The sequence below is a fragment of the Paenibacillus sp. J22R232 genome, from assembly GCF_056269165.1.
The window spans coordinates 1,280,074-1,305,275 of the sequence record NZ_JBWDNK010000001.1 but is presented as its reverse complement, the minus strand read 5'-3'; the positions used below and the strand labels follow the sequence as shown (position 1 = coordinate 1,305,275).

22 protein-coding genes and 1 pseudogene are annotated in these 25,202 nt (G+C 46.7%); 19 read left to right on the top strand and 4 right to left on the bottom strand.

Going from position 1 to position 25,202, the window contains the following annotated elements; all coding sequences use genetic code 11:
- Positions 1-45: 45 nt before the first annotated feature.
- Complete coding sequence (locus AC0YN3_RS06020) at positions 46-663, bottom strand: TetR/AcrR family transcriptional regulator (protein WP_475774155.1); 618 nt, start codon at positions 661-663, stop codon at positions 46-48.
- A 263-nt stretch (positions 664-926) separates the two neighbouring features.
- Between AC0YN3_RS06020 and AC0YN3_RS06015 the strand changes: the two genes are divergently transcribed.
- The 13 genes from AC0YN3_RS06015 (at position 927) to AC0YN3_RS05955 (ending at position 16,170) form a co-directional block, all read left to right on the top strand.
- The gene (locus tag AC0YN3_RS06015) at positions 927-1,361 is read left to right on the top strand and encodes a MarR family winged helix-turn-helix transcriptional regulator (RefSeq protein ID WP_475774154.1); all 435 of its coding nucleotides are present in this window, start codon (positions 927-929) and stop codon (positions 1,359-1,361) included.
- Positions 1,362-1,458: 97 nt separating this feature from the next.
- Positions 1,459-3,222, top strand: a complete 1,764-nt coding sequence (locus tag AC0YN3_RS06010; RefSeq protein ID WP_475774153.1) for an ABC transporter ATP-binding protein — start codon at positions 1,459-1,461, stop codon at positions 3,220-3,222.
- Between the two features lie 43 nt (positions 3,223-3,265).
- Positions 3,266-5,002 (top strand): ABC transporter ATP-binding protein, encoded by a 1,737-nt coding sequence (locus AC0YN3_RS06005; RefSeq protein WP_475774307.1) that lies wholly within the window; start codon positions 3,266-3,268, stop codon positions 5,000-5,002.
- A 227-nt stretch (positions 5,003-5,229) separates the two neighbouring features.
- Positions 5,230-6,954, top strand: coding sequence for an extracellular solute-binding protein (locus AC0YN3_RS06000; RefSeq protein WP_475774152.1), 1,725 nt, complete (start codon positions 5,230-5,232; stop codon positions 6,952-6,954).
- 100 nt (positions 6,955-7,054) lie between these two features.
- Positions 7,055-7,948: an ABC transporter permease gene (locus AC0YN3_RS05995; protein ID WP_475774151.1), complete on the top strand. Its 894-nt coding sequence runs from the start codon at positions 7,055-7,057 to the stop codon at positions 7,946-7,948.
- A 14-nt stretch (positions 7,949-7,962) separates the two neighbouring features.
- Complete coding sequence (locus AC0YN3_RS05990; RefSeq protein ID WP_475774150.1) at positions 7,963-8,841, top strand: carbohydrate ABC transporter permease; 879 nt, start codon at positions 7,963-7,965, stop codon at positions 8,839-8,841.
- A 49-nt stretch (positions 8,842-8,890) separates the two neighbouring features.
- Positions 8,891-10,624, top strand: coding sequence for a sensor histidine kinase (locus AC0YN3_RS05985; protein WP_475774149.1), 1,734 nt, complete (start codon positions 8,891-8,893; stop codon positions 10,622-10,624).
- On the top strand, positions 10,621-12,246 hold the full coding sequence (locus AC0YN3_RS05980; protein ID WP_475774148.1) for a response regulator transcription factor: 1,626 nt from the start codon (positions 10,621-10,623) through the stop codon (positions 12,244-12,246). Before AC0YN3_RS05985 ends, AC0YN3_RS05980 begins: the two co-directional genes overlap by 4 nt.
- Positions 12,247-12,287: 41 nt before the next feature.
- Positions 12,288-13,421, top strand: coding sequence for a glycoside hydrolase family 88 protein (locus AC0YN3_RS05975; protein WP_475774147.1), 1,134 nt, complete (start codon positions 12,288-12,290; stop codon positions 13,419-13,421).
- A gap of 5 nt (positions 13,422-13,426) precedes the next feature.
- Positions 13,427-14,137 carry a GDSL-type esterase/lipase family protein gene (locus tag AC0YN3_RS05970; RefSeq protein WP_475774146.1) on the top strand — a complete coding sequence of 237 codons (711 nt, stop codon included), beginning with the start codon at positions 13,427-13,429 and terminating at the stop codon, positions 14,135-14,137.
- Between the two features lie 184 nt (positions 14,138-14,321).
- Positions 14,322-14,819: a DinB family protein gene (locus tag AC0YN3_RS05965; protein WP_475774145.1), complete on the top strand. Its 498-nt coding sequence runs from the start codon at positions 14,322-14,324 to the stop codon at positions 14,817-14,819.
- 53 nt (positions 14,820-14,872) lie between these two features.
- Positions 14,873-15,865, top strand: coding sequence for a helix-turn-helix transcriptional regulator (locus AC0YN3_RS05960; protein WP_475774306.1), 993 nt, complete (start codon positions 14,873-14,875; stop codon positions 15,863-15,865).
- Between the two features lie 17 nt (positions 15,866-15,882).
- Entirely contained in the window at positions 15,883-16,170 is a 288-nt protein-coding gene (locus AC0YN3_RS05955; RefSeq protein ID WP_475774144.1) for a putative quinol monooxygenase, read from the top strand.
- A gap of 90 nt (positions 16,171-16,260) precedes the next feature.
- Here the strand turns inward: AC0YN3_RS05955 and AC0YN3_RS05950 are convergent, their stop codons facing one another.
- Positions 16,261-17,010 (bottom strand): SDR family oxidoreductase, encoded by a 750-nt coding sequence (locus AC0YN3_RS05950; protein ID WP_475774143.1) that lies wholly within the window; start codon positions 17,008-17,010, stop codon positions 16,261-16,263.
- Between the two features lie 338 nt (positions 17,011-17,348).
- On the opposite strand from AC0YN3_RS05950, the gene AC0YN3_RS05945 reads away from it, so the two are divergent.
- The 4 genes from AC0YN3_RS05945 (at position 17,349) to AC0YN3_RS05930 (ending at position 20,262) form a co-directional block, all read left to right on the top strand.
- Complete coding sequence (locus AC0YN3_RS05945) at positions 17,349-17,747, top strand: MerR family transcriptional regulator (RefSeq protein ID WP_475774142.1); 399 nt, start codon at positions 17,349-17,351, stop codon at positions 17,745-17,747.
- Positions 17,744-18,748, top strand: a complete 1,005-nt coding sequence (locus tag AC0YN3_RS05940) for an oxidoreductase (protein WP_475774141.1) — start codon at positions 17,744-17,746, stop codon at positions 18,746-18,748. The genes AC0YN3_RS05945 and AC0YN3_RS05940 overlap by 4 nt, the downstream gene beginning before the upstream one ends.
- Positions 18,749-18,988: 240 nt before the next feature.
- Positions 18,989-19,372, top strand: coding sequence for a MarR family winged helix-turn-helix transcriptional regulator (locus tag AC0YN3_RS05935; protein ID WP_475774140.1), 384 nt, complete (start codon positions 18,989-18,991; stop codon positions 19,370-19,372).
- A 143-nt stretch (positions 19,373-19,515) separates the two neighbouring features.
- A complete protein-coding gene (locus AC0YN3_RS05930; protein WP_475774139.1) occupies positions 19,516-20,262 on the top strand; it encodes an SDR family NAD(P)-dependent oxidoreductase in 747 nt (248 codons plus the stop codon).
- 95 nt (positions 20,263-20,357) lie between these two features.
- Here the strand turns inward: AC0YN3_RS05930 and AC0YN3_RS05925 are convergent, their stop codons facing one another.
- A complete protein-coding gene (locus AC0YN3_RS05925; protein ID WP_475774138.1) occupies positions 20,358-21,836 on the bottom strand; it encodes an Lsa family ABC-F type ribosomal protection protein in 1,479 nt (492 codons plus the stop codon).
- Positions 21,837-22,176: 340 nt separating this feature from the next.
- On the bottom strand, positions 22,177-23,136 hold the full coding sequence (locus AC0YN3_RS05920; protein WP_475774137.1) for an HD-GYP domain-containing protein: 960 nt from the start codon (positions 23,134-23,136) through the stop codon (positions 22,177-22,179).
- A gap of 143 nt (positions 23,137-23,279) precedes the next feature.
- Between AC0YN3_RS05920 and AC0YN3_RS05915 the strand changes: the two are divergent.
- Together AC0YN3_RS05915 and AC0YN3_RS05910 are read left to right on the top strand one after the other, a co-directional pair.
- Positions 23,280-23,484 (top strand): annotated as a pseudogene (locus AC0YN3_RS05915) (helix-turn-helix domain-containing protein); the annotation flags it as partial.
- 153 nt (positions 23,485-23,637) lie between these two features.
- Positions 23,638-25,110, top strand: a complete 1,473-nt coding sequence (locus tag AC0YN3_RS05910; protein ID WP_475774136.1) for a protein adenylyltransferase SelO — start codon at positions 23,638-23,640, stop codon at positions 25,108-25,110.
- Positions 25,111-25,202: the final 92 nt, after the last annotated feature.

Genomic DNA, 25,202 nt, shown 5'->3' with positions numbered 1-25,202 from the left:
TTTGCGTTTCTCCTTTGTATGCTGAAATAATAGGCTGCTTTGTACTTAAAAACCGTTTCGTAAGTAACCGAACATATCGTCCAAATAATGATCGAGCGTAACAGCTTCATGCATATCAGGTGCTGTTTGTCCAGGAAGCAGTACGTTGAGGCTGCCATCGAGCAAAGGCAATACAGCTCCGTAAACAGCGCCGACGAGCAAATGGGTGTAGCCTTCAGGATAACGGCCATGGGATAAGTCGCTTATCGTCTCCTGGGCGGTAATTTGCAAACGGTGAAGCCCGCTGAGAATATAAGGCTCAAGCGACGGGTACTGCTTCGAGAGCGATACTAGCTGCTGCAATTTCACGAAATGCTCTGCTGTTAGCTGCATTTTCATCAAATGATACAGGATCTCAAGCGGAGATATATTTTCGTTTAAGCTTTCAATCCACTCTTTGATTTCATCAGCTCCTTTGAAGATAAGAGCCGCCGATGCGATCGCTTCTTCCTTGCAGGAATAGTGATTCGCGAACGTTCTTCTGGAATAACCGGCCCGCTGCACGACATCCTCGACGACGAAGCCGTCCAACCCTTTTTCTTGAGCAAGAGCGAATGCCGCATCGGCAAGCGCATTCCCGGTTGCTTCCCGTTTGATATCGCGTAGACTTTGTTTGTTCATCATGTGACGCTTAAGCGTTCACCTCTTTTCCGTTTGACTAGCTGCTTCTCTAACATGGAATCCATATTTATATTATTGCCCAATGGGCAACGATGCACAATGAGCAAGTTGTGACGGATTTGTGGCGTCGAGGCTCAAGTCTTCATTATTCAATAAAAAAGTCGGGAAAACGCTAATCAAGGAGTCGTAAATATGTTAGTCGACTAACAAGTTATATGCTAAAATGAAAATTGAACTGAATGGGAATAGCGACAAAGGAGGGCGAAATGAAGGCAGACAGATCGATTGCGCTGGAACTTCGAACGCTGAGAAACATGCTGCAGAGACAGGTTGACGGGTTTATGACGCAAAAATACGGCGATCAATTAACCGGCATGCATGGTTGGGTGCTGAAGTACTTTGTTGATAACCAGGACAAAGAAATTTTTCAACGCGATTTCGAAAACAAGTTTACGATTCGCCGTTCGACGGCGAGCAAGATTTTGCAATTGATGGAGAAGAAAAACCTCATCACAAGGCAGCCTGTTGCCTACGATGCACGATTGAAGCAGATCATCCTTACGCCGATCGCGCACGAGTATTACGAAGCGATAATCGGCAAGTATGCTGAAATTGAGCGCGAATTGAAGAGTGGGTTATCGCGAGAGGAACTGGATACCTTTTTTTCTGTGCTGGATAAAATTAAAAGCAATCTGGAGTAGCAGTCGCCTAGGTTGTTGGGGCGGCTTAAATTATTGTAATATAGTTAGTAGGCTTACAGTTCTATAGCTAACAACATGGTGAAGGAGCGTTCGATACATGCTTAAGATTTTGAAGTATTTCAATCCTAAAAATGTTTGGTTTATCGTTATTAGCACTGCATTTATCGTGTTTCAAGTATGGCTCGACCTTAAGCTTCCAGACTACTTGGCAGAAATAACGAAGCTGGTGCAGACGGAAGGCAGCACCTTGAGCGAGGTATGGAAACCAGGCGCCTACATGATGATTTGTGCGATCGGAAGCTTAATTGCATCCTTCATTGTCGTCTATTTGGTCGCACAGAGCGCCGCATCGCTTGCCAAGAGGCTTAGAAGCATGCTCTTCGACAAGGTTGAATCGTTCTCGATGGCTGAAATGAACCAATTCTCGACGGCGAGTCTTATCACTCGCTCCACGAATGACATTACGCAAGTACAAACGATTGTGGCTATGGGGCTGCAAGTCATGATTAAAGCACCCATTCTAGCAGTCTGGGCGATCGTGAAAATCTCCAGCAAGAACTGGCAATGGACGCTATCATCCGGCGTTTCGGTCGCGCTGCTTCTTCTCATGATTGCTATCGTTATTTTATTCGCGATGCCGAAGTTCAGATTGATTCAAGGGCTAACGGATCAATTGAACCGCGTAACTAGGGAAGGTCTGAATGGACTGCGCGTCATTCGTGCCTATAATGCGGGACCAAGCCAAGAAGTGAAATTCGATCACGCAAATCGGGAGTTAACCGACGCGAATCTGTTCACAAGCCGGTTAATGGCTTTAATGATGCCGGTCATGAGCCTGATCATGAGCGGGTTAAGCTTAGCGATTTATTGGATCGGTGCCTATTTGATCAGCGGTGCGGATACGGCGGCAAGGCTTGGCTTGTTCAGCGACATGGTCATCTTCTCTTCCTATGCCATGCAGATTGTCATGGCCTTCATGATGTTATCGATGGTTTTCTTTATGCTGCCGCGGGCGTCGGTGTCTGCCAAGCGTGTAATGGAAGTATTAAATACGGAACCAAGCATCAAGGATGGCGGATCGAAATCGACGCATGCCGCCAAAACAGGAGAGATCGAATTCCGGAATGTTAGCTTCAAATACGCAGATTCGGATGAATACGTACTTAAGGACATTAGCTTCGTTGCGCGCAGAGGCGAGACGGTTGCCTTTATCGGATCGACGGGCAGCGGCAAAAGCACGCTGCTGAACTTGATTCCGAGATTTTATGACGTGTCTGAGGGAGAAGTACTTGTCCAAGGGCTGAACGTAAAAGAGTACACGCTGCGGGAACTTCACAATAAGCTCGGTTACGTGCCTCAGAAAACCGTATTATTCAGCGGAACGGTAAGGTCTAATGTCGCATACGGAGATAATGGGCGAGTGGAAGGCTCGGCTGACGATGTGAAAAAGGCGGTAGCAATCGCCAAAGGCCAAGAGTTCGTGGAAAAGCTGGAAGGCGGGTACGAAGGCAGCATCTCGCAAGGCGGCTCAAACTTGTCAGGTGGGCAGAAGCAGCGGTTGTCTATCGCTAGAGCTGTATTCCGGAAGCCTGACATTTACATTTTCGATGATTCGTTCTCAGCGCTTGATTACAAGACTGACCGTCAGCTGCGCTCCATGCTGAATCAAGAAACGTCCGGCGCCACGAACCTGATCGTGGGGCAGCGAATCGGAACGATTAAGGAAGCCGATCTCATCCTCGTTCTAGACGAGGGCAAGATCGTAGGAAGAGGCAAGCATCAAGAGCTGCTTCAGACCTGCGAGGTATATCGTCAGATCGCGAACTCACAGTTATCGAAGGAGGAGCTTGAAATTGGCTAAACGACAGGTTGCAACCAAGGAAAACATCGATTTCAAAGGCACGATGGGCAAGCTCGTCGCGTATTGCCGTCCTTATGTTCCTCTTATTATCGTGGCTTTGCTGCTGTCCGTCGTCGGTACGATTTTTACGATTGTCGGGCCAAGCAAGCTGCAAGAAATGACGGATCACATTACCGCAGGGCTAATGGGCGAAATCGACATGAACGCGGTTTTTGGCATTGGCATACTGCTTTCCGTCCTATATGGATTGAGCGTCATCTTCTCTTTTTTCCAAGGTTATATTATGGCTACGGTAACGCAGAAGGTTACGAAAAGCTTGCGTACGAGAATCTCAAAGAAGATCAACAAGCTTCCGTTAAAATATTTCGATTCCAACAGCAACGGCGATGTATTGAGCCGTGTCACGAATGACATCGATACGATCGGACAGACGATGAACCAAAGCGTAGGGATGCTGGTAACTTCCGTCACCATGCTTGTGGGGTCGTTGTTCATGATGTTCTACACGAACGTATGGATGACGCTGACGGCGATTATTTCGACGTTTCTAGGATTTGGCTTTATGACCGTGATGATCAAAAAATCGCAAACGCATTTCGTTCACCAGCAGGCGAACCTAGGTGCAATGAACGGTCATGTCGAGGAAATCTTCTCAGGCTACGATGTCGTTAAGGTTTATAATGGCGAGCGTAAGGCGAAGGAAACGTTTAACGAAATCAACGATAAATTGTATGAAAGCTCATGGAAGTCGCAATTTTTATCTGGCTTGACGATGCCGCTCATGATGTTCGTCGGCAACTTCGGGTATGTGGCGGTATGTATTGTCGGCGGAGCATTGGCGATGGAGGGCCAAATTTCGTTTGGCGTTATCGTTGCTTTCATGTTATACGTGCGGCTGTTCACTCAGCCCCTTGGGCAAATCGCGCAGGCCGCGACAAGTCTGCAATCGACTGCAGCTGCTGCCGCACGCGTTTTCGAGTTTTTGGAAGAGAAAGAGCTCGAGGACGAGAAGCATAAATCGAAGGTGCTGAAGGATGTCAAGGGGCAGGTAGAGTTCCGGAACGTTACCTTCGGCTATGATCCGAACAAGCTAATCATTAATGATTTCTCAGCCCGCGCTTTACCGGGCCAGAAGATCGCCATCGTTGGGCCGACGGGTGCTGGGAAGACTACCATCGTTAATTTGCTGATGCGGTTCTACGAGCTGAACGGCGGGGAAATAACGATCGACGGTGTACCGATCCATGAGCTTCCGCGTGAAAATGTTCATGAGCAGTTTTGTATGGTGCTTCAGGACACTTGGCTATTCGAGGGGACAATCAAAGAAAATATTGTCTTTAACAAGCAAGGCGTTACGGATGCTGACGTGAAGGACGTCTGCAAGGCAGTCGGTATTGATCATTTTATCCGTACCTTGACGCACGGCTACGATACGGTATTGAACGAGCAAGTGAACCTTTCCGCAGGGCAGAAGCAGCTTATTACGATTGCGAGAGCGCTCATTGCGAACGCCCCGCTGCTTATCCTCGACGAAGCGACAAGCTCCGTCGATACGAGAACGGAGCTTCTCATTCAAGAAGCGATGGACCGGCTGATGGCGGGAAGAACCTCGTTCGTCATTGCGCATAGGCTGTCTACGATTAAGAATGCCGATATTATCCTTGTTATGAAGGACGGAGATATTATTGAGAGCGGCAATCACCATGAGCTGCTAGCGGCGAACGGTTTCTATGCTGATTTGTACAACAGCCAGTTCGAGACGGCTGAAGCAGTTATGTAGGTATTGGCACAACCCGGTAATAGGATGGAATAGGGCAAGAAGCTGGATCGATTAATAATCGGTCCAGCTTTTTTTATTTCATTGTATATTCGGGATGAATGACAGTTGGCACGTAAGCCTTGAAACATAACTAACGAAAGTTCATGATCTTGAGAACGGATCATTTCATTCAATTGGCGGAGATGGAATAATAGAGCATGTAGGGAACATAAACGAGGGGGAGTACAATGATAGGGCAACGAAAGTTATTTGCAGCAATGATAAGCATCATATTATGCATGAGTATGGTGGTCGCATGTTCGAATGGCACGAATAATGGAAATTCACAAGAAATCGAACCATCGGCAAGCACAAGTCCGACAAGCACCAATGAAGAAAGCCCGCAACCGGAACCGCAACCGAATGACCGTACGAAATTTGATCCGCCTGTCACGATTACGGCAGCTCTTCAACTGAAGCCTTCAGACAAACTCAGGAATGGGGATACGCCCGAAGATAACCCGATCTCCCGCTGGTTTAAGGATAACCTGGGCATTGTCACCAAATATAAATGGGTAGTAACCGATTCATTGGAAACGAAAGTACGGCTGGCCATGACAAGCGGAGAAGCATTGCCGGATGTTCTTTACACATCGGGTACGTTATTCGAAGATTTGGTTGCTTCCGGGAAAATTCAATCGATTGACGAAGCCTTCGAGAAATATGCGACAGCAAGAGTCAAAGATTCCTACATCAAAAACCCGGAAATATGGAATTCTGTCAAAAGAGACGGGAAAGTATATGGATTGCCGGGAATTTCCAACGGCATCGTAGGCGCTACAGTGATGTGGGTCCGGCAGGATTGGCTGGATAAGCTCAGTTTGAAGGCTCCTACCAACATTGCGGAATTTGATGCGGTTATGGAAGCGTTCACGAACCAGGATCCAGACGGTAATAATAAAAACGATACGTACGGATTGGCACTGGGTGGGAATACGGGCTACTATCACCCTACAAGCAATTACATGGCTGATACCTCCTTTATATTCGGCCAGGACCAACCTTACTTATGGATTAAGGACGCAAGCGGCAACTTGCAATACGGATCAACCCTTCCAGGCGTCAAAGATGGCCTTGGGAAGCTCAAGGATTGGTTCACTAAAGGATATTTAAGCCCTGACTTCGGAACGCAGGACGCTGCCAAAGCGATGGCGGATTTCACGTCGGGCAAAGCCGGCATCGCATTTGCGCCAGGATGGTCAGGAGGATGGCCGATTGGTACAGCGGTTGCGGAAGCAGAAAGCAAAAATCAATCGCTGTCTATTAAGCCTTATCCGCTTCCGGCAGGGGTGAACGGCGAAGTGGGGCGGCAGGCTTCGCTTCCATCCTATGGGACTTATGTATTCAGCAAAGATTTCAACCAAATGGAAGCGATCTTCAAATATTGGGATACGTTATATGGCTGTGCGATCGAGGATCCGAAATGCCCGTTCGATAAGGGCTACGGCGAAGGGTATGACTATGTGTTGAAAGACGGCAAGCCCGAATGGAAAGACGTTCCAGATGGCATCGTGAGCCTAAATGCGTACTTAATGCTTTCTCCTGCTTCGGGAACATCTCCTACGAATGTCATGGAAGGGCCGAATATTTATCAGCGCGTAGCCTCGGGACAATTGAATAATGTCTTTGAGCAGAAACTAGCAGCAAGCAACGGAAAATTGACGATTGATGGTTTCGCCGTTGCTTATGAGCAGCTTGCGCAAGACGTGCCGAGCGGATTTTACGGTGCGAATACCGCAACCATGAAAGAGAAGTGGGATCAGCTCTCTACGTTGGAAGAGCAGACGTTCCTGCAAATCATTTATGGCAAACAACCATTGGATTATTTCGATACCTTCGTTAAGCAATGGAATGATCAGGGCGGCATGCAAATTACAAAAGAAGTGAATGAAGCCGTTGCGAGTTTAAAGTAATAAACCGTTCATGATTAAGAAGTAAATGCGGAGTGCAAGGCTAATGATCCCACTCCGCATTTGCTTATTCATAATCAAGCATCGATGGGAGAATTACGGGATGAAAATGTATTTTCGAAAAACATGGCCGCTCCATCTCTTTCTGCTGCCGTCAGTCTTATTATTGATCGTATTCAATTACATTCCGATGGCTGGGTTCCTGATCGGTTTTGAGGATTTCAAGCCGTGGCTAGGAATCTTGAAGTCACCGTTCGTCGGGCTGAAGCACTTTAAATTTATGTTTAATGACCCAACTGCCTTACAGGTCATTTGGAATACCTTTATCATTGCCATATTCAAAATTATCGTCGGTGCCATCGTTCCCTTTGCATTCTCTTTGTTTCTTAACGAGGTGCGGGTCATGCTGTTCAAAAGAACGATTCAATCGCTTATCTATTTGCCGCATTTTTTGAATTGGGTTATTCTCGGAGGCATATTAACGGATTTGCTAGCAACTAACGGTTTGATCAATCAGCTGCTTGAAGGTCTAGGACTTAACCGTATTTTCTTCCTAGGCAGCGGTGATTGGTTTCGGTTCACCTTAGTCACGAGCGACGTTTGGAAGGAATTCGGATTCGGGACGATCATTTATTTGGCGGCCATGACTGGCATTAACCAGAGTCTCTATGAAGCTGCCGATATCGACGGCGCCAACAATTTCAACAAGGCGATTCACATTACGATCCCGGCTGTTATCCCTATAGCAATCGTAATCGCTACATTATCCTTAGGCAATATCCTGAATGCAGGCTTTGATCAAGTCTACAATATGTACAATCCGCTCGTTTACCAGAAGGGCGATATTATCGACACTTACGTGTACCGCGTTGGCCTGCTTCAGGGCTCGTTCAGCTTGGCTACGGCGGTTGGTTTCTTCAAATCGGTCATTGGATTCGTGTTGATCGCCACAACGTATAAATTAGCGTCTAAATATGCCAATTACAGGATTTTCTGAGAGGATATAAAACGATGCTCAAACTTAAGTTTTCTAACCGGCTGTTTCAGTACGCAAACCATCTGTTCCTTTCGATTGTTGCCATTCTGTGCATCCTTCCGATGATCCATGTACTGGCTGTATCGTTAAGCTCGAATTATGCAACGACTTCTTTTTTGGTCAAATTATGGCCGATCGGATTCACGTGGGATGCTTACGAGAAAGCATTAAACAGCAACAATTTTCTGGTTGCATTCAAAGTAAGCATTCTTAGGACGGTTTTTGGAACGCTGATCTCGATGACGCTTACGATGCTGGCCGCCTATTCGATGTCCAAGGACAACCGATATTTCCGTGGCAGAACCGTGTACGCATGGTTTTTCGTATTCACGATGCTGTTTCACGGCGGACTCATCCCAACTTATCTTGTCGTGCAAAAGGCAGGTTTAATGAATTCACTTTGGGCATTGATACTGCCTGTTGCCGTCAACGTATTCAATGTGGTTCTGATGATGAATTTCTTCCGCGGCATTCCGAAGGAGCTCGAGGAAGCTGCCGCGATAGATGGAGCAGGCCATTTCCGTGTGTTATTCACGATATTTTTCCCGATCTCCTTGCCCTCTATTGCGACGCTTTCTTTGTTCACGATGGTCTTTCATTGGAATTCTTGGTTTGACGGAATGATCTATATGAATCAGGCAAATAAAATTCCGTTGGCTACCTTCTTGCAGGCTTTGATCGCAGGGTTTGATTATACGCAGATAGGTCTTAATCCATCGGATCTGGAGAATTTATCGGAACGCTCCTTGAAGTCGGCACTCATCTTCATCGGAACGCTTCCAATCCTGCTCGTCTATCCTTTCCTGCAAAAATATTTTGTGAAGGGAATGACGTTAGGTTCGGTGAAAGAATAGGGCGCGCTCATGCTACAATAGTAGGAAACGGAGTGGGGAGGCGCAATCCTTGAATGTCATCACGAAGGTGATTCTTCTAATCGTTTTAATCGTAACACCGATTATCGGTCTGTTCGCGTATACGAATCAACAGAGTGTTCACGTAATTGAAGACCAAATCAATACGAGAAATGAAGAGAAATTATCTTATTTCCTCAATGAGATCGAACGATTGTTGGATCAAAATATGATGTACGCGACGCTCGCCACAAAAGATCCCGAGATTCGCGACGTATCCTTCGGGAATTTGCCGCCATCCGGTTACGATCGGCAAAACGTGATCCAATCCATCCAGAGCAAGCTCAGTTTATTCAGCATTACCAATCAAGTAATGAACGTGATTTCCGTCTATTTTCCCAAAAGCGATCTATCGCTTTCTACCATGTCATCTGCCATATTCGGCCAAGCGGAAGTCCAGAACCAATTTACCGCGAATTGGAAGCTGAATAAAGTGGACGTTAATGGCGTACAAATGGAAGCGTTCTCTCGCTACTTTTTCTCGCCGTATCAAGTCGATCCGCATAATCTCATGAATGCGGATCTGATTATTCGCGTGGACTTCTTCACCCAAAACATAACGAATCTGCTAGATGGATTCACTTTAGCCGGTCATAGCGATGCTTTTTTCTATCATAGTCCGGATCAGGTAGTATACAGCAGCAAAGCGAACACCGAGCTGATCCAGCAAGTGATGAAGCGCTACCCATTGGATCAATATACGAGCAAAACCAAGTCTTACGACATTGTCAAGATTGACGGAAAGAAGTATCTGCTCTACACATTGGCTTCAAGCAAAATGGATTGGAGCTTGGTCGATATCGAGCCGCTGGACCAAATCCTGCAACCGGTTGTCGTTAGCCGGAATTTGTTCTATGTGATCCTGCTGCTTTTATTGTTGTTCGGCATCGTTTCGGCTTTGTTGTTATATTCGCATATCCATGTGCCTATCCGTATTTTAATTCGAGGCGTGGAGCATATCAAAAACAAAAACTTTGCTTATCAGATTAAAAGCCGCCGAAAAAACGAATTCCAGCAGCTTTTCGATTCGTTTAACGGGATGGCTGTCGAAATCGATCAATTGCTAAAACGCGTATATACGGAAGAGGTGCGATCCAGAGAAGCGGTTATGAAGCAGCTGCAATCCCAAATCAATCCACATTTTCTATATAATTGCCTTGCTTACATTGTGAATATGACGAAAATGAACAAAAACCAGTCGGTCATTGCCATGGCGCATAATTTAGGCGACTACTATAAATATACGACACGCAATGAATCGCTTGTGACTACTCTGCGGATGGAGATCGATTTGGCGATCAGCTATCTGGACATTATGAATTCACAATTGGATAAGCTGGAATACACGATCGCGATTCCGGAAAGCATGCTGGATTTCCAAATTCCGAAGCTGCTCATTCAACCCATTATCGAGAATGCGATCGTCCATGGCTTGGAGGATAAGCTTGAAGACGGAGTTATTGCAATCACGGGGATGGCAGATCAGGTGTGCAGGCTGGTGATTGAGGACAATGGTTCAGGCTTGACCTCGGATGCTCTCCAAATGCTAAGGAAAACGACAAGCCAAGAGGTTAATATCTCCGAGAGGACAGGATTATGGAATGTGAATCACCGATTAAAATATTATTTTGGAGAACATTCCGGCATTCAGATTGATCATTCTGCCCTAGGCGGCTTGCGAATTGAGCTGTATTGGGAAATAGTCGAGAAGGAGGGAGCGGCATGATTTCTTTGCTAATCGTGGATGACCAGAAGCATCAAGTGGATTCGTTAGCGACAACGATGCCGTGGGAGCAGTACGGAATCACTAAGATTCATACGGCTTACAGCGGTCAAACCGCTACAGAAATCATTAGAACGCATCCCATTGATATCTTGATTACGGATATCCGTATGCCGGGCATATCGGGGCTTGAGCTTATTCAATACGTCAACGAACAGAATAAAAAAATCGATTGCATCCTGCTAACCGGCTATGCAGAATTCGAATACGCGAAACAAGCGATCGAGCTGCATGCCATCTATTACTTTATTAAGCCGGTACGGGATGAGGTGCTGTTGGATGCGATTGGCAAAATCGTGGACAAACGCCAAAATGAGCGTCAGCAGCATCAAATCTTTGAATATGCGACCTCCATCGTGCACCAGAACCTACCTTTATTAAAAGAAAACCTGCTGCTCGAGCTGTTGCAGAATACGGATATATCCATTAATCAACTAACGGAAAAACTGGACATGTACCGGATTCCCATCGCATGCGGTCAGCTCGTGAAAATGGCAGCCATAAAACTGGATCCTTATTTCTATGAATCTTATGGCGCGGCTGACATGAAGCTGTTCCAATTCGCCGTTCTCAATATGGCGGAGGAGCTGCTTTCCGAACCCTTTCATATTTGGGCATGCATAGCGCCGCAAGGCCATTTGATTATGCTCCTCCTACCCAAGCTGAAGGAGGGCCAATCTGACGTGCAGTGGGATTCGGCGCAGGAGAATATGTGGCTCACTCTAGCCAATAAGCTTACAGAAAACGTGGATTATTATTTGAAAGGGCAGATTACGGTTTATGTTTCGAACCCGGCGCGATTTCCGGAGGAGATTCAAACCGCCTATTCCTCGATTGTCTCCATGCTCATGAAGTCGAATCAGCAGCGTGGAATGATTGTTTCGGCCCATCAACCATCTACTGATCGGGACATAAAGCCTCTTCGCACTCTTTATGAGCAGCCGTTGCTGTTAAGGCTTATGGATATCGGTAACCGGGATAAGCTGAACCTTAAGCTATCGGACATATTCGCTGAGCTGGAGCATTCGCAATCGGATTCGCAAGCGCATCTGCGAGAGGCGTACTTGCACATGTTAAGCTGCTTTACGTACCTCGCTCACAAGAAGGGAAAGGTGTTGGAGGATATTATCGGAACAGCCTCCAATCGTGCCGAACACAATGTGCTTCACTCGGCAAAGCTGCTGAAAGCTTGGAGTCTTGTCATACTGGACGCATTATTCGATGAAGGTCCGCTGCATGTCGATGACAATCACCGTCAACTGGTGAACAAGATCCATTCTTTTATCGAGCAGCATCTTGGAACAGACGTGACGCTGCAATCAATCGGAGATTCCGTCTATCTGAACGCCATCTACTTATCGCAAATTTACAAGGAAATTACGGGTGAGAATTTGAGCGAGTACATCCTGCGCGTGCGCATGGAGAAAGCAAAAATTTTACTGGAGCAATCCTCCTATCGAATATATGAAATTACGGAACGAGTAGGCTATCAAAGCGCTCAGCATTTTATCAGAACGTTTAAGAAGTATTACGGAGTGACCCCTGAAATTTACCGAAAAAGATAGTGCTCGGCATATCGGAGCGATACGTAAATAGGAGGTTCCAAATGAATACCGGATTAGATTGGGTAGAAGAGGCTTGGCAGCATGTGATCTCAAAGATAAGTCGGACAAGTCATTCCATTGGAGCTGCGTTTCCTAACGGGTCCGCAAATGGTCATTATGACCGAAGCTCCCCGCATGATTGGGTCGCAGGATTTTGGCCGGGGCTGTTATGGCTCGTTTATCGGGAAACCAAAGATGATCGCTTCAAGCATATTGCCATTGAATGCGAACGACAAATCAGTCAAACGCTCTGGGAATTCGACCAGCTGCATCACGATGTCGGTTTCATGTTCGGTTTAAGCAGCATAAATCAATTTCTGCTCTTGGAAGATGAAGAAGCGAAGCGGCATGCATTAATGGCAGCCAGCTTGCTCGCCGGGAGATTCAATGCTGCAGGCGGGTTCATCCGCGCATGGCCTAACTGGGGAGGAGAGGATCACAGCGGATGGGCTATTATTGATTGCCTCATGAATCTGCCGCTTCTCTACTGGGCCTCTCGGGAAATCAATGATCCGCGATACCGACATATGGCTGACATTCATGCAGATACCGTGCTTCGGGAGTTTCTTCTTTTTGATGGCTCCGTTCACCATATTGTAAGCTTCAACCCGGAAACAGGCGAGCGGATCGAGGCATTGGCCGGACAAGGATATGCTGCCGATTCGGCCTGGGCAAGAGGAGCGGCCTGGGCATTGTATGGATTTGCACGCTGTTATTTTTACACGGGCAAGGACAAATATGCGATCGCTGCCAAGCGTGTCGCGGCATTTTTTCTTGGCCATTTGCCTGAAGACAAAGTGCCGTACTGGGATTTCAGGCTGCCGGAGTTCGGCGACGATGTCCCCAGAGATTCTTCGGCAGCCGCAATTGCCGCTTCTGGTCTAATCGAATTAGCTGATGGATTGCCGGGTGTCGAGGGGGAGATGTATAAGCAGCGAGCCGCTGAGATTCTTCGCTCCTTGCATGAGAATTACGGCGCATGGGATTCGGATGAGGAGGGGCTGCTGCTTCATGCAACGGGTTATTTCGATAAAGGCATTTATGTAGATGCACCGCTCATTTACGGCGATTATTATTTTGCGGAAGCTTTGCTCAAGCTTAAAAATTCGGCATATGCCAAAAAAGAAGAGGGATAGTGAAAATGACAACAAATCGATTAGAAATCGTAAAACCCGGCTACTTCGCGACTTCAGCTGCCGCGGATAGCCGCCGGGGAGAATTCGATATCGGGAACGAAATACTGATTGCTCACAAGGTACCCGTGGATTTTGTATTTATCGGCGATTCGATTACGCATATGTGGGAGCTGAATGCTTATTTTGGCCGAAGCGGGCTATTTATTGTGAATCGCGGAATAGGCGGTGACATCAGCAGCCATCTATTAAGAAGGTTCGAGGCCGATGTTATACAATTGAAACCCAAACATGTCGTGATCAAAATCGGCGTGAACAATTTCTGGGCATTGGACGGATGGACAGCACAGGATCGGAAACCCGCGGACCAGATTTTAGCGGGGCTTGTCGACGATATTACGGGCATGGTAAAGAGCGCAAAGGAAAATGGAATCATTCCCATTATTTGCTCCATCCTTCCAACCTACATGCCGCAATCCGGAAATAATGATATTCGCAACGCAAGCATCGTCAATGTGAATCAGCAATTGCAAGAGCTCGCGGATAGGGAAAAGGCCATATACGTCGATTATCATTCCCTTATGACGACTGAAGATGGCTTGCAGCTGCGCGGAGAGCTTGCCGATGATGGACTTCATCCTCATTTGCTGGGCTACGATATTATGGCACGGGCCTTGATTGAAACACTTGATGAGAAGGGTATTCAGATGATTATCTAATATATGCCTACATTAAGAAGATCAGCTGATTGTCAGACTGATCTTTTTATTTTGTTTAATCCTAGTCCCGACTGAACCGCAATGTCTTTATTTTAGAAAAAATAATGGAAATGACTGACCGTTTCTGTCAGGGATAGAGGCGTATACTCAACATGCGGATGAAAAAGATCTGGGAGGAATGGATATGGAAATGACGATAGAGTCAATTGTGAAAGATTGGGAAAAAGAAGCTGAATTAACGAGTCGGGTCTTGCAGGCATTAACCGATGACTCATTGCTGCAGCGAATTATCGATAATCGCCGTACGCTCGGAGAGCTGGCGTGGCATCTCGTTACCTCGGTTCAATATATGCGAGCGTTGGGTCTTGATTTCAAGGGAGTGGACGAAGGGGCGGATGCAACGGGTTCGGCGGATGGAATTGCGTGGGAATACCAGCGTATCAGTAATGCGATGGTTCTAGCGATACAGACGCAATGGACGGAAAGCCATCTTCACGAGAAACAAGTGATTGCAGGAGAGGAGTGGCGGAATGGCGAATCCATAAAGTATTCCATTCTGCACCAGGCTCATCATCGAGGACAAATGACGGTGCTCATGAGGCAGGCGGGATTGGTTCCGCCTGAGCTGTACGGTCCGACTTACGAGACTTGGACGGATAAAGGGATGGAGCCTTTGAAATAATGGCCTAGCTAAGACGCTTGTTTCGGGCATTTAAGGGAAAGAAGGTAAGGATGATGACGAAAGCGGACAATATGTTATCAATCCTGTGGATGCTTCGCTCTGGCAAGCGTGTGACTGCCAAGCAATTGGCAGAGGAATTGGAGATACATGTACGAACGGTATATCGTTGCATTGATTCGTTATGCGCCAGCGGAGTCCCGATTATAGCGGATTCGGGTCCAAATGGCGGTTACAGCATTTTAAGTCATTTTGCCGATTCTCCGCTCGTCTTCGATGCCGAAGAGCAGAAAGGACTGATTCATGCCTCGATATTCGCAAAGGAGGCGGGGTACCCGTATTCTGATGCATTAGCAAGAGCGATGGACAAGCTGAAGCATTATGCCAATGAGAAGCAGCTGGATCATCTCGAACGCCACAGCAGCGGTTTATCGGTCATATACCCTCCTATAGACGGCGTTTACCAAGCGTATTTGCAAACGTTGGAGGAGGCTGCAGGACAAGGTCGAACGCTTGAAATGGTATATGAGCGAGGCAAGGGGGAGCAGACACCTTCCAGGCTTTTTGATCCCTACGGAATCGTCTACTGGAAAGGCAGCTGGTATACCGTTGGCTATTGCGGATACCGTCAAGAAACTAGAAACTTTAGGGTAGATCGCATTCGAAGTCTTACGGAGACGGATGGAATCTTTGTGCGTCCGCTGGCATTCTCGGCAAAAGACCACTTGCTCAGCAGCCTGCTTCCGGATTCAGCCGGTTCCTCTGAGTTCGAGACCGTAGGGATTAAGGCGAAGGAGCAGGTGCTCAACGAGCTTTGCCGACATTGGCTATTTGGACATGCGCTCGTGGAGCGCAAGCCAGAAGAAGCGGTATTCCGATTGGAGCGCTCAACCCTGCAAACTTATGTACCTTATTTTCTGATGCCATACAGTACATCCTTGCAGATTGAGTCCGAACTGCTCGTGCTGCAAATGAAAAATGCCAGCGTACGAATGCTTGCGCATTACGAAGCTATGTTAACGGAAAAGAAAAGTGGAAAGGGAGATTGATGATGAGTAAATATGCAATGTTCGGAAAACTGACAGCCGAGCCCGGCAAAAGGGAAGAGCTTGCCGATAAAATGCTGAGTTCCAGCGAGACATTGAACGACATGGAAGGCTGCATCTATTATATCCTGCATGCAGCTGAAGATAATCCGGATGAATTATGGATTACAGAGCTGTGGGAGAACGAGGAGGCGCATGCCGCTTCATTGAAAAACGAAAAAGTACGAGAGCTTATTGGCAGCTGCAGGCATTTAATCGCTGGTGCCAGCGCAGTAAAAGTTCGTCCGCTCGGCGGAAAAGGATTTTAATGGAATGACACAAATAAGAACCTTCGGCCCCGCATCAAGTGGAGCTGAAGGTTCTTTTTTTATCAAGCCTAAAACGTTGAAGAGAAGAACTTAGGCTTTGGAGCTGCTAAGCCAGTCCTCAAACCGCGTCGGCGTGATATGAGGGTTTTCGCCGGGGACGAGAGATTGATCGTTCAATTGTGCGCCAAAGTAACGGGCATTGTCGTCAGTGATAACTTCCCGTTTGTCTTGCTGAACATGCAGGAATCGGCGAACAAGCTCGTCAAGCCCCATCCGATCTGGTCCAGCCACTTCGACGGTGCCATTCTTAGGTGCAGCGAGCGTGAATTCGACTAAGGCTTCCGCAACGTCACCTGAAACGATGGGCTGTACGGAAGCAGATGGCAATCTAACGCTTTGCCCTTCCGTAGATACATAAGCGATGCTATTAATAAACTCGAAGAACTGTGTCGCACGAACAATTGTATAAGGAACCGCTGAAGACTTAATCAGCTCTTCTTGGGCCATTTTCGCACGGAAGTATCCACTTTCAAGCAGTCGCTCCGTGCCCACGACGGATAGTGCGACGTGATGCTTCACGCCAGCCTCTGCTTCGGCCGCAAGAAGGTTTTGAGTCGATTTTTCAAAAAATGCCAGAACGGCGTTGTCTTCAAACGAAGGAGAGTTAGCTACGTCTACAACTACTTCAGCGCCTTTTAGCGCAGCAGCCAGACCTTCTCCAGTAACGGCGTTGACACCGGCGGATGGCGATGCAGCGATTGCCTCATGGCCTAACTGACGAAGCTTGCTCACAAGTTTTGATCCAATAAGTCCAGTACCGCCAATAACGACTATTTTCATGTTAATCCTCCTAGTATGATGCAGCCATATCGATATGGTTGCCTTCGATTCATTTGGTCATTCGAACATAAAACGACGCTGTATTATTTTTTGTGACAAAATACGAATGGGAGTATGACGAATACCGACAAGCATCCGTTATGGCAACGGAATGACGATAGAGATAAAGGGGTAAAAACCAGAAAAAAGAATGTAGGATAGATTGAATGTTGAATTCGGGAAGATTAACTTTAGTGGATGATTGTGAAAAATGAAATTAGATGACTTGACTTAGAGCATACTCCAGCCTTTAATGTTGTATCCGTTGGGGGAGCTTGTGGAGTAGGAGGGAGGAATCCATGCACAAAGAGATCGATAATCAAAGCTTTACGATTTCGGAAGTATCGGAAATGACTAAGCTTTCTGCTGATACGCTGCGCTATTACGAGAAAATAGGACTGCTCACCTCGCCGGAGAGAGGTGCAGGCATGCAGCGAATGTATACGAGCGAGGACATTGGCCGCATTCGTTTTCTAACTTATCTGAAGCGGACCCATATGCCGCTCAAAAAAATACAGCAGTACGTTAACTATTATGAGTTACAAGAGGAGGAGCAATGTTTCGTTTTGCTGGATGAGCATCGCCAAGTCATAGAACGCCAAATGAGGGAATTAGAGTCTACGCATCAGTTAATCCAGTTTAAGCTTGCCCATTTCCAGGAAATCAAAGACGGTAAAACGAAGGAGAGCTATGAATGAATATAAGCGCCAATAGGGAACGTACGCCTCAAGTACCGCTTCATACGGGATTTGGACCTCGGACAACCGCTGAAGAGCTTGTGAAGGATATCGATTTGAAAGGGAAAATCGCAATCGTCACTGGAGGTTATTCGGGCATTGGCTTAGAAGTGTCACGCGTGCTTGCAGCAGCAGGCGCACACGTTATTGTACCTGCTCGGTCACGGGGAAAATCCGAAAGAGCCTTAGCAGCCATTCCTACCGCGGAGCTGGAAGAGCTTGATCTTTCTGATCCCGATTCGATCGACCAGTTCGCTCTTCGTTTCGAACAAACAAAACGTCCCTTGCATATTCTCGTGAATTGCGCCGGCATAATGGCCATATCGGAGCAGCGCGACAGCAGAGGGAATGAGCTCCAATTCGCGACTAATCATTTAGGACATTTTCAGCTTGCTGCGCGTTTATGGCCAGCTTTGAAGCGGGCAAACGGAGCACGGGTCATTTCCGTTTCGTCAGGCGGACATCGCTTAAGCGACTTCCGGTTCGAGGACCCGAATTATCTGCATCGTCCATACAGCAAATGGGAGGCTTACGGCCAATCCAAAACCGCGAATGCCCTGTTTGCGCTTGAGCTGGACAGCATAGGCAGAGCGCATGCGGTTAGAGCCTTCTCTGTCCATCCCGGCACGATTGTTACCGATCTCTCCCGTCATCTGTCCGACGAGGAAATGAAAAGCATGGGAGCATTGGATGAACGGGGGCAACGAGCGTTCTCAGAAACGACGGAAGAGCGAAAAACGGTGCCGGAGGGAGCAGCCACGATAATCTGGTGCGCAGTCAGCAGCCAGCTTGCCGGAATGGGAGGCGTATATTGCCAAAACGTTGATATTGCCCCGCTTTTGTCCGAGGATCAAATAGGGGAGTATGGCGTGGCTGGCGTATCGCCATGGGCAGCAGATAAACGGGCTGCCGAACGACTTTGGGCGCTGAGCGAGGAGCTGACAGGGATAAGCTTTGCATGATTTCCATTACGAAAAGCGGTTTTTACCTAGTGCGTAATTTGAGTTTATCTCCGCAAGCCTTGTCTAATTTTTTTGAAACAGGGCTTGTACCTTAACAGGTTATGCTTGACAAAGCAATCGGCTGTGAATATAGTTAAGTGGCAAACAGTTAACAGATTAACCGTATGGAGGAGGTCATGTTGCATCGAGAAATGGAGCCCGTTTGAACAACCGATATTGCCGGTCCATGTTTTTCTAACGTTGTATAAAACCAATCACCATTTGGTTCAGCAGCTGGAGGAACAGCTAGGAAAGTTCGATTTGACGCTTGGACGATGGTGTGTGCTTGTTGCTCTTAAGTCTAGCGGAAAAGCGATGGTACCGTCCGAGCTTAGTGATGACCTTGCGGTTACGAGAGCGAATATAAGCAATTTATTGAACACTTTGGAGCAAGCAGGGCGTATTCGCAGAAATTTCGACCCAACGAATCGGAGAAGAATACTGGTCAGGTTAACGCCTGAAGGCGACGAGCTTATATCCAATGTTTGGCCTGTCTACGAGCAGACGATTGTTCAACATGTGGGTAATAAATTATCGCAGAATGAACAGGAACAGCTTAAGGTTTTGTTGAACAAGTTGTATTAAGAGTTTGAATGTCTGTCCTTTGCGAGGGACAGGTTCGTATGATGATTAACCATTTAACTATTAACTGAATAACTATAATCAAGCACTTCTGTATTTTCGCAGAAATTACAAAACCATACCATGATTTGAAAAGGAGAAAAAACATGACTATAGATAAAGTAGCGATTATTACAGGCGGCGGTGCTGGAATCGGACTTGCTGCAGCAAGGCTGATGGCCGCTAAGGGGATAAAAGTGCTCATAACGGGACGTCAAAAAGGTCCTTTGGAGGAAATTGCAGCTAGCAATCCGAATATAAAGGCTTTTGTCGCAGATGCTAGCGATCCTGAGTCGGCAGCAAGAACGGTTGACGCTGCGATTGCGCATTGGGGTCGCATTGATATCATTGTGAACAATGCTGGAAGTGGCGTCATGCAGCCTCTTGCCGAAGTGAATGCGAAATCGATCCATGATATTTTTGCTGTTAACGTTGCGGCACCTACTTTGCTTGCCGCTGCAGCTATTCCATATCTTGAAAAAACGAAAGGGACCATTATTAACATTTCCAGCACATATGGCAGTAAAGCAGCTGCTGGAATCTCGCTCTATGCGGCAAGCAAGGCTGCCGTAGAGCATTTGACACGCTGTTGGGCGCTGGAGCTCGCACCGAAGGGCATCCGCGTTAACGCAATCGCAAGCGGTCCGGTAGAAACGGCTTTTCTTCGCGACCGGATGGGCCTTTCTGATGAACAGATCCATGCCGTTAAGGAGCAGGAGCGTCAAGCAATCCCGCTGGGCAGAAGAGGCGTGCCGGATGATGTGGCAAAATGGATCATTCATGTGGCGGATTCGGAATCGGATTGGATTACGGGTCAGGTCATACAGGTTGATGGCGGGCTAGTCATTTCTTAATAGAAAAGCGAAAAACCGAAGCGGGCATCGCATGCCCGCTTCGGTTTTTGTAAGGTTCGTCGTCAATCCATTTGCTGATGCGTAACCAAATCATTTTAGAGCGCAATGACTTTTGTAGCGATTTGGTCACAGAACTGCTTATCATGCTCGACAAAGAGAATGGTCGGCGTGTATTCGAGCAGCAATTCTTCAATTTGCATGCGAGAGATTACATCGATGAAGTTTAACGGCTCATCCCAAACATGCAGATGAACGTTTTCGCTTAAGCTTTTTGCAATGAGCACTTTCTTCTTTTGTCCTCCGCTATAGGTTGAAATTTCTTTCTCCATTTGCAATCGGGAAAAGTCCAGTTTTCTTAAAATGGATTTGAAGAGACTTTCATCGATGTCATGTTCTCTTGCAAAATCAGTCAAATTTCCATGGAGAAACGACGTGTCTTGGGAAACATAGGAAATTTTAAGCTGGCTGTCTTTGCTGAAGCTGCCTGTGTAACGCATCTTCTCGCCACAAATCAACTTGATGACGCTTGATTTTCCAGAACCGTTTCGTCCCGAAAGGGCGATGCGCTCACCTTGCTCAATCGTAAAACTGAGTTCTGAACAAACCATCTTCTCATCGTAATAAATGGAAACATGATCAAGCTCAGCAAGCTGCTTTTTATGAAAAGCCATCTGCGATATTTTCAAGCTGTCTGCACTTTCGATATTTTTAAGAAGCTTAGACTTCTCTTCCACTGCGTATTGCTGCCTTTGCTCAATGGCTTTGGAGCGTTTCATCATTTTGGCGGCTTTATGGCCAATATATCCTTTGTCTACCTTGGAACCGGAGTTTCTAGTTCCGTTTTTTGTCTTTTCCACTTCATGCGACCAATTGCCAGTCCGCTTGGCAGAATCGGATAAGCGCTTAATGTCTTTTTTCAGCTTTTCATTTTCCGCCAGCTCGAAGTTGTCTTGCCGCCTTTTATTTTCCCACCATGCCGAGAAATTTCCTTTTTGGATCTCAATGTTCGTTTTATTGATGGAAAGGATGTGATCGACGCAGTTATCGAGAAAGGATCGGTCATGGGAAACGAGAATATAACCGCTTTTATGATTCAGATACTGGCTGACAAGCTTCCTCCCGGCCATATCCAGATGGTTGGTAGGTTCGTCAATCAACAAAAAACGGTTCTCCTTCAGAAATAATGCCGCCAGCAGCACTTTTGTCTGCTCTCCGTTAGACAAGGATTCAAAAGGCCGATCTAACACGTCCTCTGTGACTTGCAGCAAGGAAAGCTCACGCATCAATTCCCAATGAATATAATCCGGATAAATGTCGTGGATGACATCAAGCGTAATTTTCTCTTTGTTTTCAACATGGAAAGGGAAATATTCAAATTGGACACTTGCAGAAATATGGCCGCTGTATTCATATTTGCCGAGGAGCAAGCCTAGAAAGGTCGTCTTTCCACGTCCATTTCTTCCCGTAAAGCCTAATTTCCAATCGGTATCGATCTGGAAATTCACGTTTTCAAATATGTTATCGTAGCTGCCGTCATAGGCAAACGTAAGGTTTGTAACTTGTATTAATGACATCTTTTTGTCCTCCATAATGTTAAATATCATGCTATTTTCATTATATTGTCCGGAAGAAAAGAAAAAACGCAAAAAAACACCAGGCAACCGGTGTTTTTGCGTTAGACCTTACCCAACGATATGACAAAAAGACGAGGCAAATATTGAAACTATCGCCAAGTACATTTATGCATGGAAGGATAAAGCTCCGGAAGCTGCCTTGTAATTTGGTGAACCATGTCAACGTGCATGTTAGAAGACAGGTTCACATGAACATCTACAACCTCTAGCTCAATCATCGCTTTATCCCTCCTTACAGTAGTATCGATTCATTAAAAAATAACATGGACGGATTCCTTAGTCAAGATGACTGGGCGTATTTGGGCAAAAGCTTCGTGCCTTCGCGATTCCAAATGTTTATGAACGCATGTACAACATGGGGGTCAAATTGCGTTCCCGCATTTTTCTGAATTTCTTCTATGGCGTACCCAATATCCAGTTCGCCACGATATACTCTTTTGGAGGTCATCGCATCAAAGGTGTCGGCAACGGCCATGATTCTGGCAGCGAGTGGAATTCGGTTCTCTGCAAAGCCGCTTGGATAACCGAAGCCGTCAAATCTTTCATGATGATGCAAAATCATATCGAGTATGCCCGAGCGTTTTAAGTGCGAGATATGCCTGAGCATGTCATAGCCGGTTAAGGGGTGTGCCTTAATGATCGTAAACTCCTCTGCCGTCAACCGCGAAGGTTTCATTAAAATATGTTCAGGCACTCCGATTTTTCCGATATCATGAAGAATGCCTCCAATAAATATGCGTTCGCAAGCCTGCTTCGACAAGTTCATTTCTTCAGCAATCCGCTTGGAGTAATAGGCGACATTGTCGGAGTGATCTGCGGTATAGTGATCTCTTGAGTCCAGTGCTTTCGCCAATGTGAAGGTAAGCTGCAGCGTGTTCTGTTTCTGCTTCATGTAAAACAGAATCATGAATGAAATGGACGTCGAGGTAAGGAAATAGGTGATGCTTAATGTGAGAATACGCAAGAGGACGTTATCATGGACTTTAAATACTTCGGATTGCTCCAAGAAAACCTTAGCGACTACAATTAGGACTACGCAAAAGCTTCGTGCCCATGTTTCTTTCCAAAAAGCTAGGCCAATGAGCAAGCAAAGCAGCAAATAGCCAAATTGAAACAATGTGAAATTATCGATATATACATCTATAACGATTACAGCAAGAAAAAAAGTTAAAAATAAGCTTTTGCCTAAGTATCTGTTGTTAATGATGCTTTCTGCATGATTTGCGATATAATTTTTCATATATTTAATTACTCCTGTAATAATAATGATGTGTTTTTCTAAAATATGTATCTGTTTTTCATATTATAAATCAAACAATGAGATTTAGAAAGCAATGAAATAAACGAAAAGCGAGCAGCAGTGATAAATTGTGATTAGCTGCTATTCATTTGATCACCGTGAGAGGATAATGGCGTAACGACGCAGGAAATTACGACTGCCGCCGGTTTAAGCGAAAAAACGCTGTTCCGTCATTTCGGCAGCAAGCAGAAGCTGCTCGAGGCCGCCTTCGACCGGTTTCATTAGGCAGAGGAGATGCGCAAGATTTTCAAGGAAAAGTTCGTTTGCGAGCTGGAGGCAGATTTGCTCGGGAGAAAGCAATCCGCGCAAAAAACGAAAGCAATGTATCAAGCGCGTGCAGCTCATTAAAGGAATAGCGCTCATTAAACAAGCAAATCCTAAGCGGTAAGGGTATAATAAACGTCAGTGATATTCATTCTTTTATAAGAGATAGGAGATAACATGACCAATCATCGAACAAACATAGATGCCGGATGGAATTTCGATAACAGCTATGCTCTTCTTCCGGAAGCACTGTTTACCCGTCTGAACCCGCCGCCTGTAAGCGCTCCTACTATTTTGATTCTTAATGAGCGGCTAGCCGCTGAACTGGGGCTGAATACTGAAGCGCTGAGAAGCGTGGATGGCACGGCTGTGCTCGCCGGGAACCTGATCCCGGAAGGTGCTGCCCCGCTTGCCCAAGCTTATGCAGGACATCAATTCGGTCATTTCAACAGACTGGGAGATGGTCGCGCATTATTGCTTGGCGAGCAGATAACGCCGCAAGGCGAGCGTGTTGATATTCAGCTCAAGGGATCGGGCAGGACGCCGTATTCCAGAGGCGGCGACGGCAGGGCGGCTCTTGGCCCAATGCTCCGCGAGTATATCATGAGCGAGGCGATGGAAGCGCTGGGCATTCCGACAACGCGAAGTTTGGCAGTCGTTGCCACAGGGGAGATCATTTTCCGCGAAACGCAGCAGACTGGGGCAATCCTAACACGAGTCGCAGCCAGTCATATCCGTGTCGGCACCTTTCAATATATAGCGAATTGGGGTACGAGGGAGGAGCTGCAGCAGCTTGCCGATTACACGATGGATAGGCATTACCCGCAGGCTGCAGAACGTGAGAACCGTTTTCTTGCTTTGCTGCGGGAAGTTGTGAAGGGGCAAGCCGAGCTCATTGCCAAATGGCAGCTTGTCGGTTTTATTCATGGCGTCATGAATACGGACAACATGGCACTAAGCGGCGAAACGATTGATTATGGGCCATGTGCTTTTATGGACATGTATGATCCTGCTACCGTTTTCAGCTCTATTGATGCGAATGGACGTTATGCCTATGGCAATCAACCGCATATCGCCGCCTGGAATCTCGCCAGATTCGCGGAATCGTTATTGCCGCTGCTGCATGAGGATGAGGAAGAAGCCGTGCTGCTCGCAGAGGATGCCATCTCTGATTTTATTGCATTGTATAAGCGGAATTGGCTGGCGGGCATGAGAGCTAAGCTTGGCATGTTTAACGAAGAATCAGAGGATGAAAACCTTATTCATGCGCTTCTTCACTTGATGAAGGAGCAAGGCGCGGATTACACCAATACCTTTCGTTCATTAACATTGGGTGAAAAAGAGGATACGGGGTTGTTAGGCTCAGCCGAATTTGCCGAGTGGCAAGTCCAATGGCAAGCAAGGCTTGGCAGGCAGCAGGAGACTCAGGAGGAAGCTCGGCAGTTGATGCGCAGCAGCAATCCTGCTATCATCCCCCGCAACCACCGCGTTGAAGAAGCATTGCAAGCCGCAATGAATAACGACCTAGGTGTCATGTTGAGACTTTTAGAAGCGCTATCCAGCCCTTTTGCTTACACCGCTGAGCAGGAGACATTCGCGGATCTGCCTGCTCAATCATCCTACCCATACCAGACGTATTGCGGGACGTAATGTCCTTCTGAAGGGCGTTATCGATTACTGCCTATTACCGGTATCTGAACCGGACGCATCGTAAAGTAAAAAAGAAACCACCCCGTAGCGAA

What these genes read in the sequence shown, in the direction of transcription:
- AC0YN3_RS06020 (WP_475774155.1), bottom strand. Translation starts at nt 663, where the DNA reads ATGATGAACAAACAAAGTCTACGCGATATCAAACGGGAAGCAACCGGG.
- AC0YN3_RS06015 (WP_475774154.1), top strand. Translation starts at nt 927, where the DNA reads ATGAAGGCAGACAGATCGATTGCGCTGGAACTTCGAACGCTGAGAAAC.
- AC0YN3_RS06010 (WP_475774153.1), top strand. Translation starts at nt 1,459, where the DNA reads ATGCTTAAGATTTTGAAGTATTTCAATCCTAAAAATGTTTGGTTTATC.
- AC0YN3_RS06005 (WP_475774307.1), top strand. Translation starts at nt 3,266, where the DNA reads ATGGGCAAGCTCGTCGCGTATTGCCGTCCTTATGTTCCTCTTATTATC.
- AC0YN3_RS06000 (WP_475774152.1), top strand. Translation starts at nt 5,230, where the DNA reads ATGATAGGGCAACGAAAGTTATTTGCAGCAATGATAAGCATCATATTA.
- AC0YN3_RS05995 (WP_475774151.1), top strand. Translation starts at nt 7,055, where the DNA reads ATGAAAATGTATTTTCGAAAAACATGGCCGCTCCATCTCTTTCTGCTG.
- AC0YN3_RS05990 (WP_475774150.1), top strand. Translation starts at nt 7,963, where the DNA reads ATGCTCAAACTTAAGTTTTCTAACCGGCTGTTTCAGTACGCAAACCAT.
- AC0YN3_RS05980 (WP_475774148.1), top strand. Translation starts at nt 10,621, where the DNA reads ATGATTTCTTTGCTAATCGTGGATGACCAGAAGCATCAAGTGGATTCG.
- AC0YN3_RS05975 (WP_475774147.1), top strand. Translation starts at nt 12,288, where the DNA reads ATGAATACCGGATTAGATTGGGTAGAAGAGGCTTGGCAGCATGTGATC.
- AC0YN3_RS05970 (WP_475774146.1), top strand. Translation starts at nt 13,427, where the DNA reads ATGACAACAAATCGATTAGAAATCGTAAAACCCGGCTACTTCGCGACT.
- AC0YN3_RS05965 (WP_475774145.1), top strand. Translation starts at nt 14,322, where the DNA reads ATGGAAATGACGATAGAGTCAATTGTGAAAGATTGGGAAAAAGAAGCT.
- AC0YN3_RS05960 (WP_475774306.1), top strand. Translation starts at nt 14,873, where the DNA reads ATGACGAAAGCGGACAATATGTTATCAATCCTGTGGATGCTTCGCTCT.
- AC0YN3_RS05955 (WP_475774144.1), top strand. Translation starts at nt 15,883, where the DNA reads ATGTTCGGAAAACTGACAGCCGAGCCCGGCAAAAGGGAAGAGCTTGCC.
- AC0YN3_RS05950 (WP_475774143.1), bottom strand. Translation starts at nt 17,010, where the DNA reads ATGAAAATAGTCGTTATTGGCGGTACTGGACTTATTGGATCAAAACTT.
- AC0YN3_RS05945 (WP_475774142.1), top strand. Translation starts at nt 17,349, where the DNA reads ATGCACAAAGAGATCGATAATCAAAGCTTTACGATTTCGGAAGTATCG.
- AC0YN3_RS05940 (WP_475774141.1), top strand. Translation starts at nt 17,744, where the DNA reads ATGAATATAAGCGCCAATAGGGAACGTACGCCTCAAGTACCGCTTCAT.
- AC0YN3_RS05930 (WP_475774139.1), top strand. Translation starts at nt 19,516, where the DNA reads ATGACTATAGATAAAGTAGCGATTATTACAGGCGGCGGTGCTGGAATC.
- AC0YN3_RS05925 (WP_475774138.1), bottom strand. Translation starts at nt 21,836, where the DNA reads ATGTCATTAATACAAGTTACAAACCTTACGTTTGCCTATGACGGCAGC.
- AC0YN3_RS05920 (WP_475774137.1), bottom strand. Translation starts at nt 23,136, where the DNA reads ATGAAAAATTATATCGCAAATCATGCAGAAAGCATCATTAACAACAGA.
- AC0YN3_RS05910 (WP_475774136.1), top strand. Translation starts at nt 23,638, where the DNA reads ATGACCAATCATCGAACAAACATAGATGCCGGATGGAATTTCGATAAC.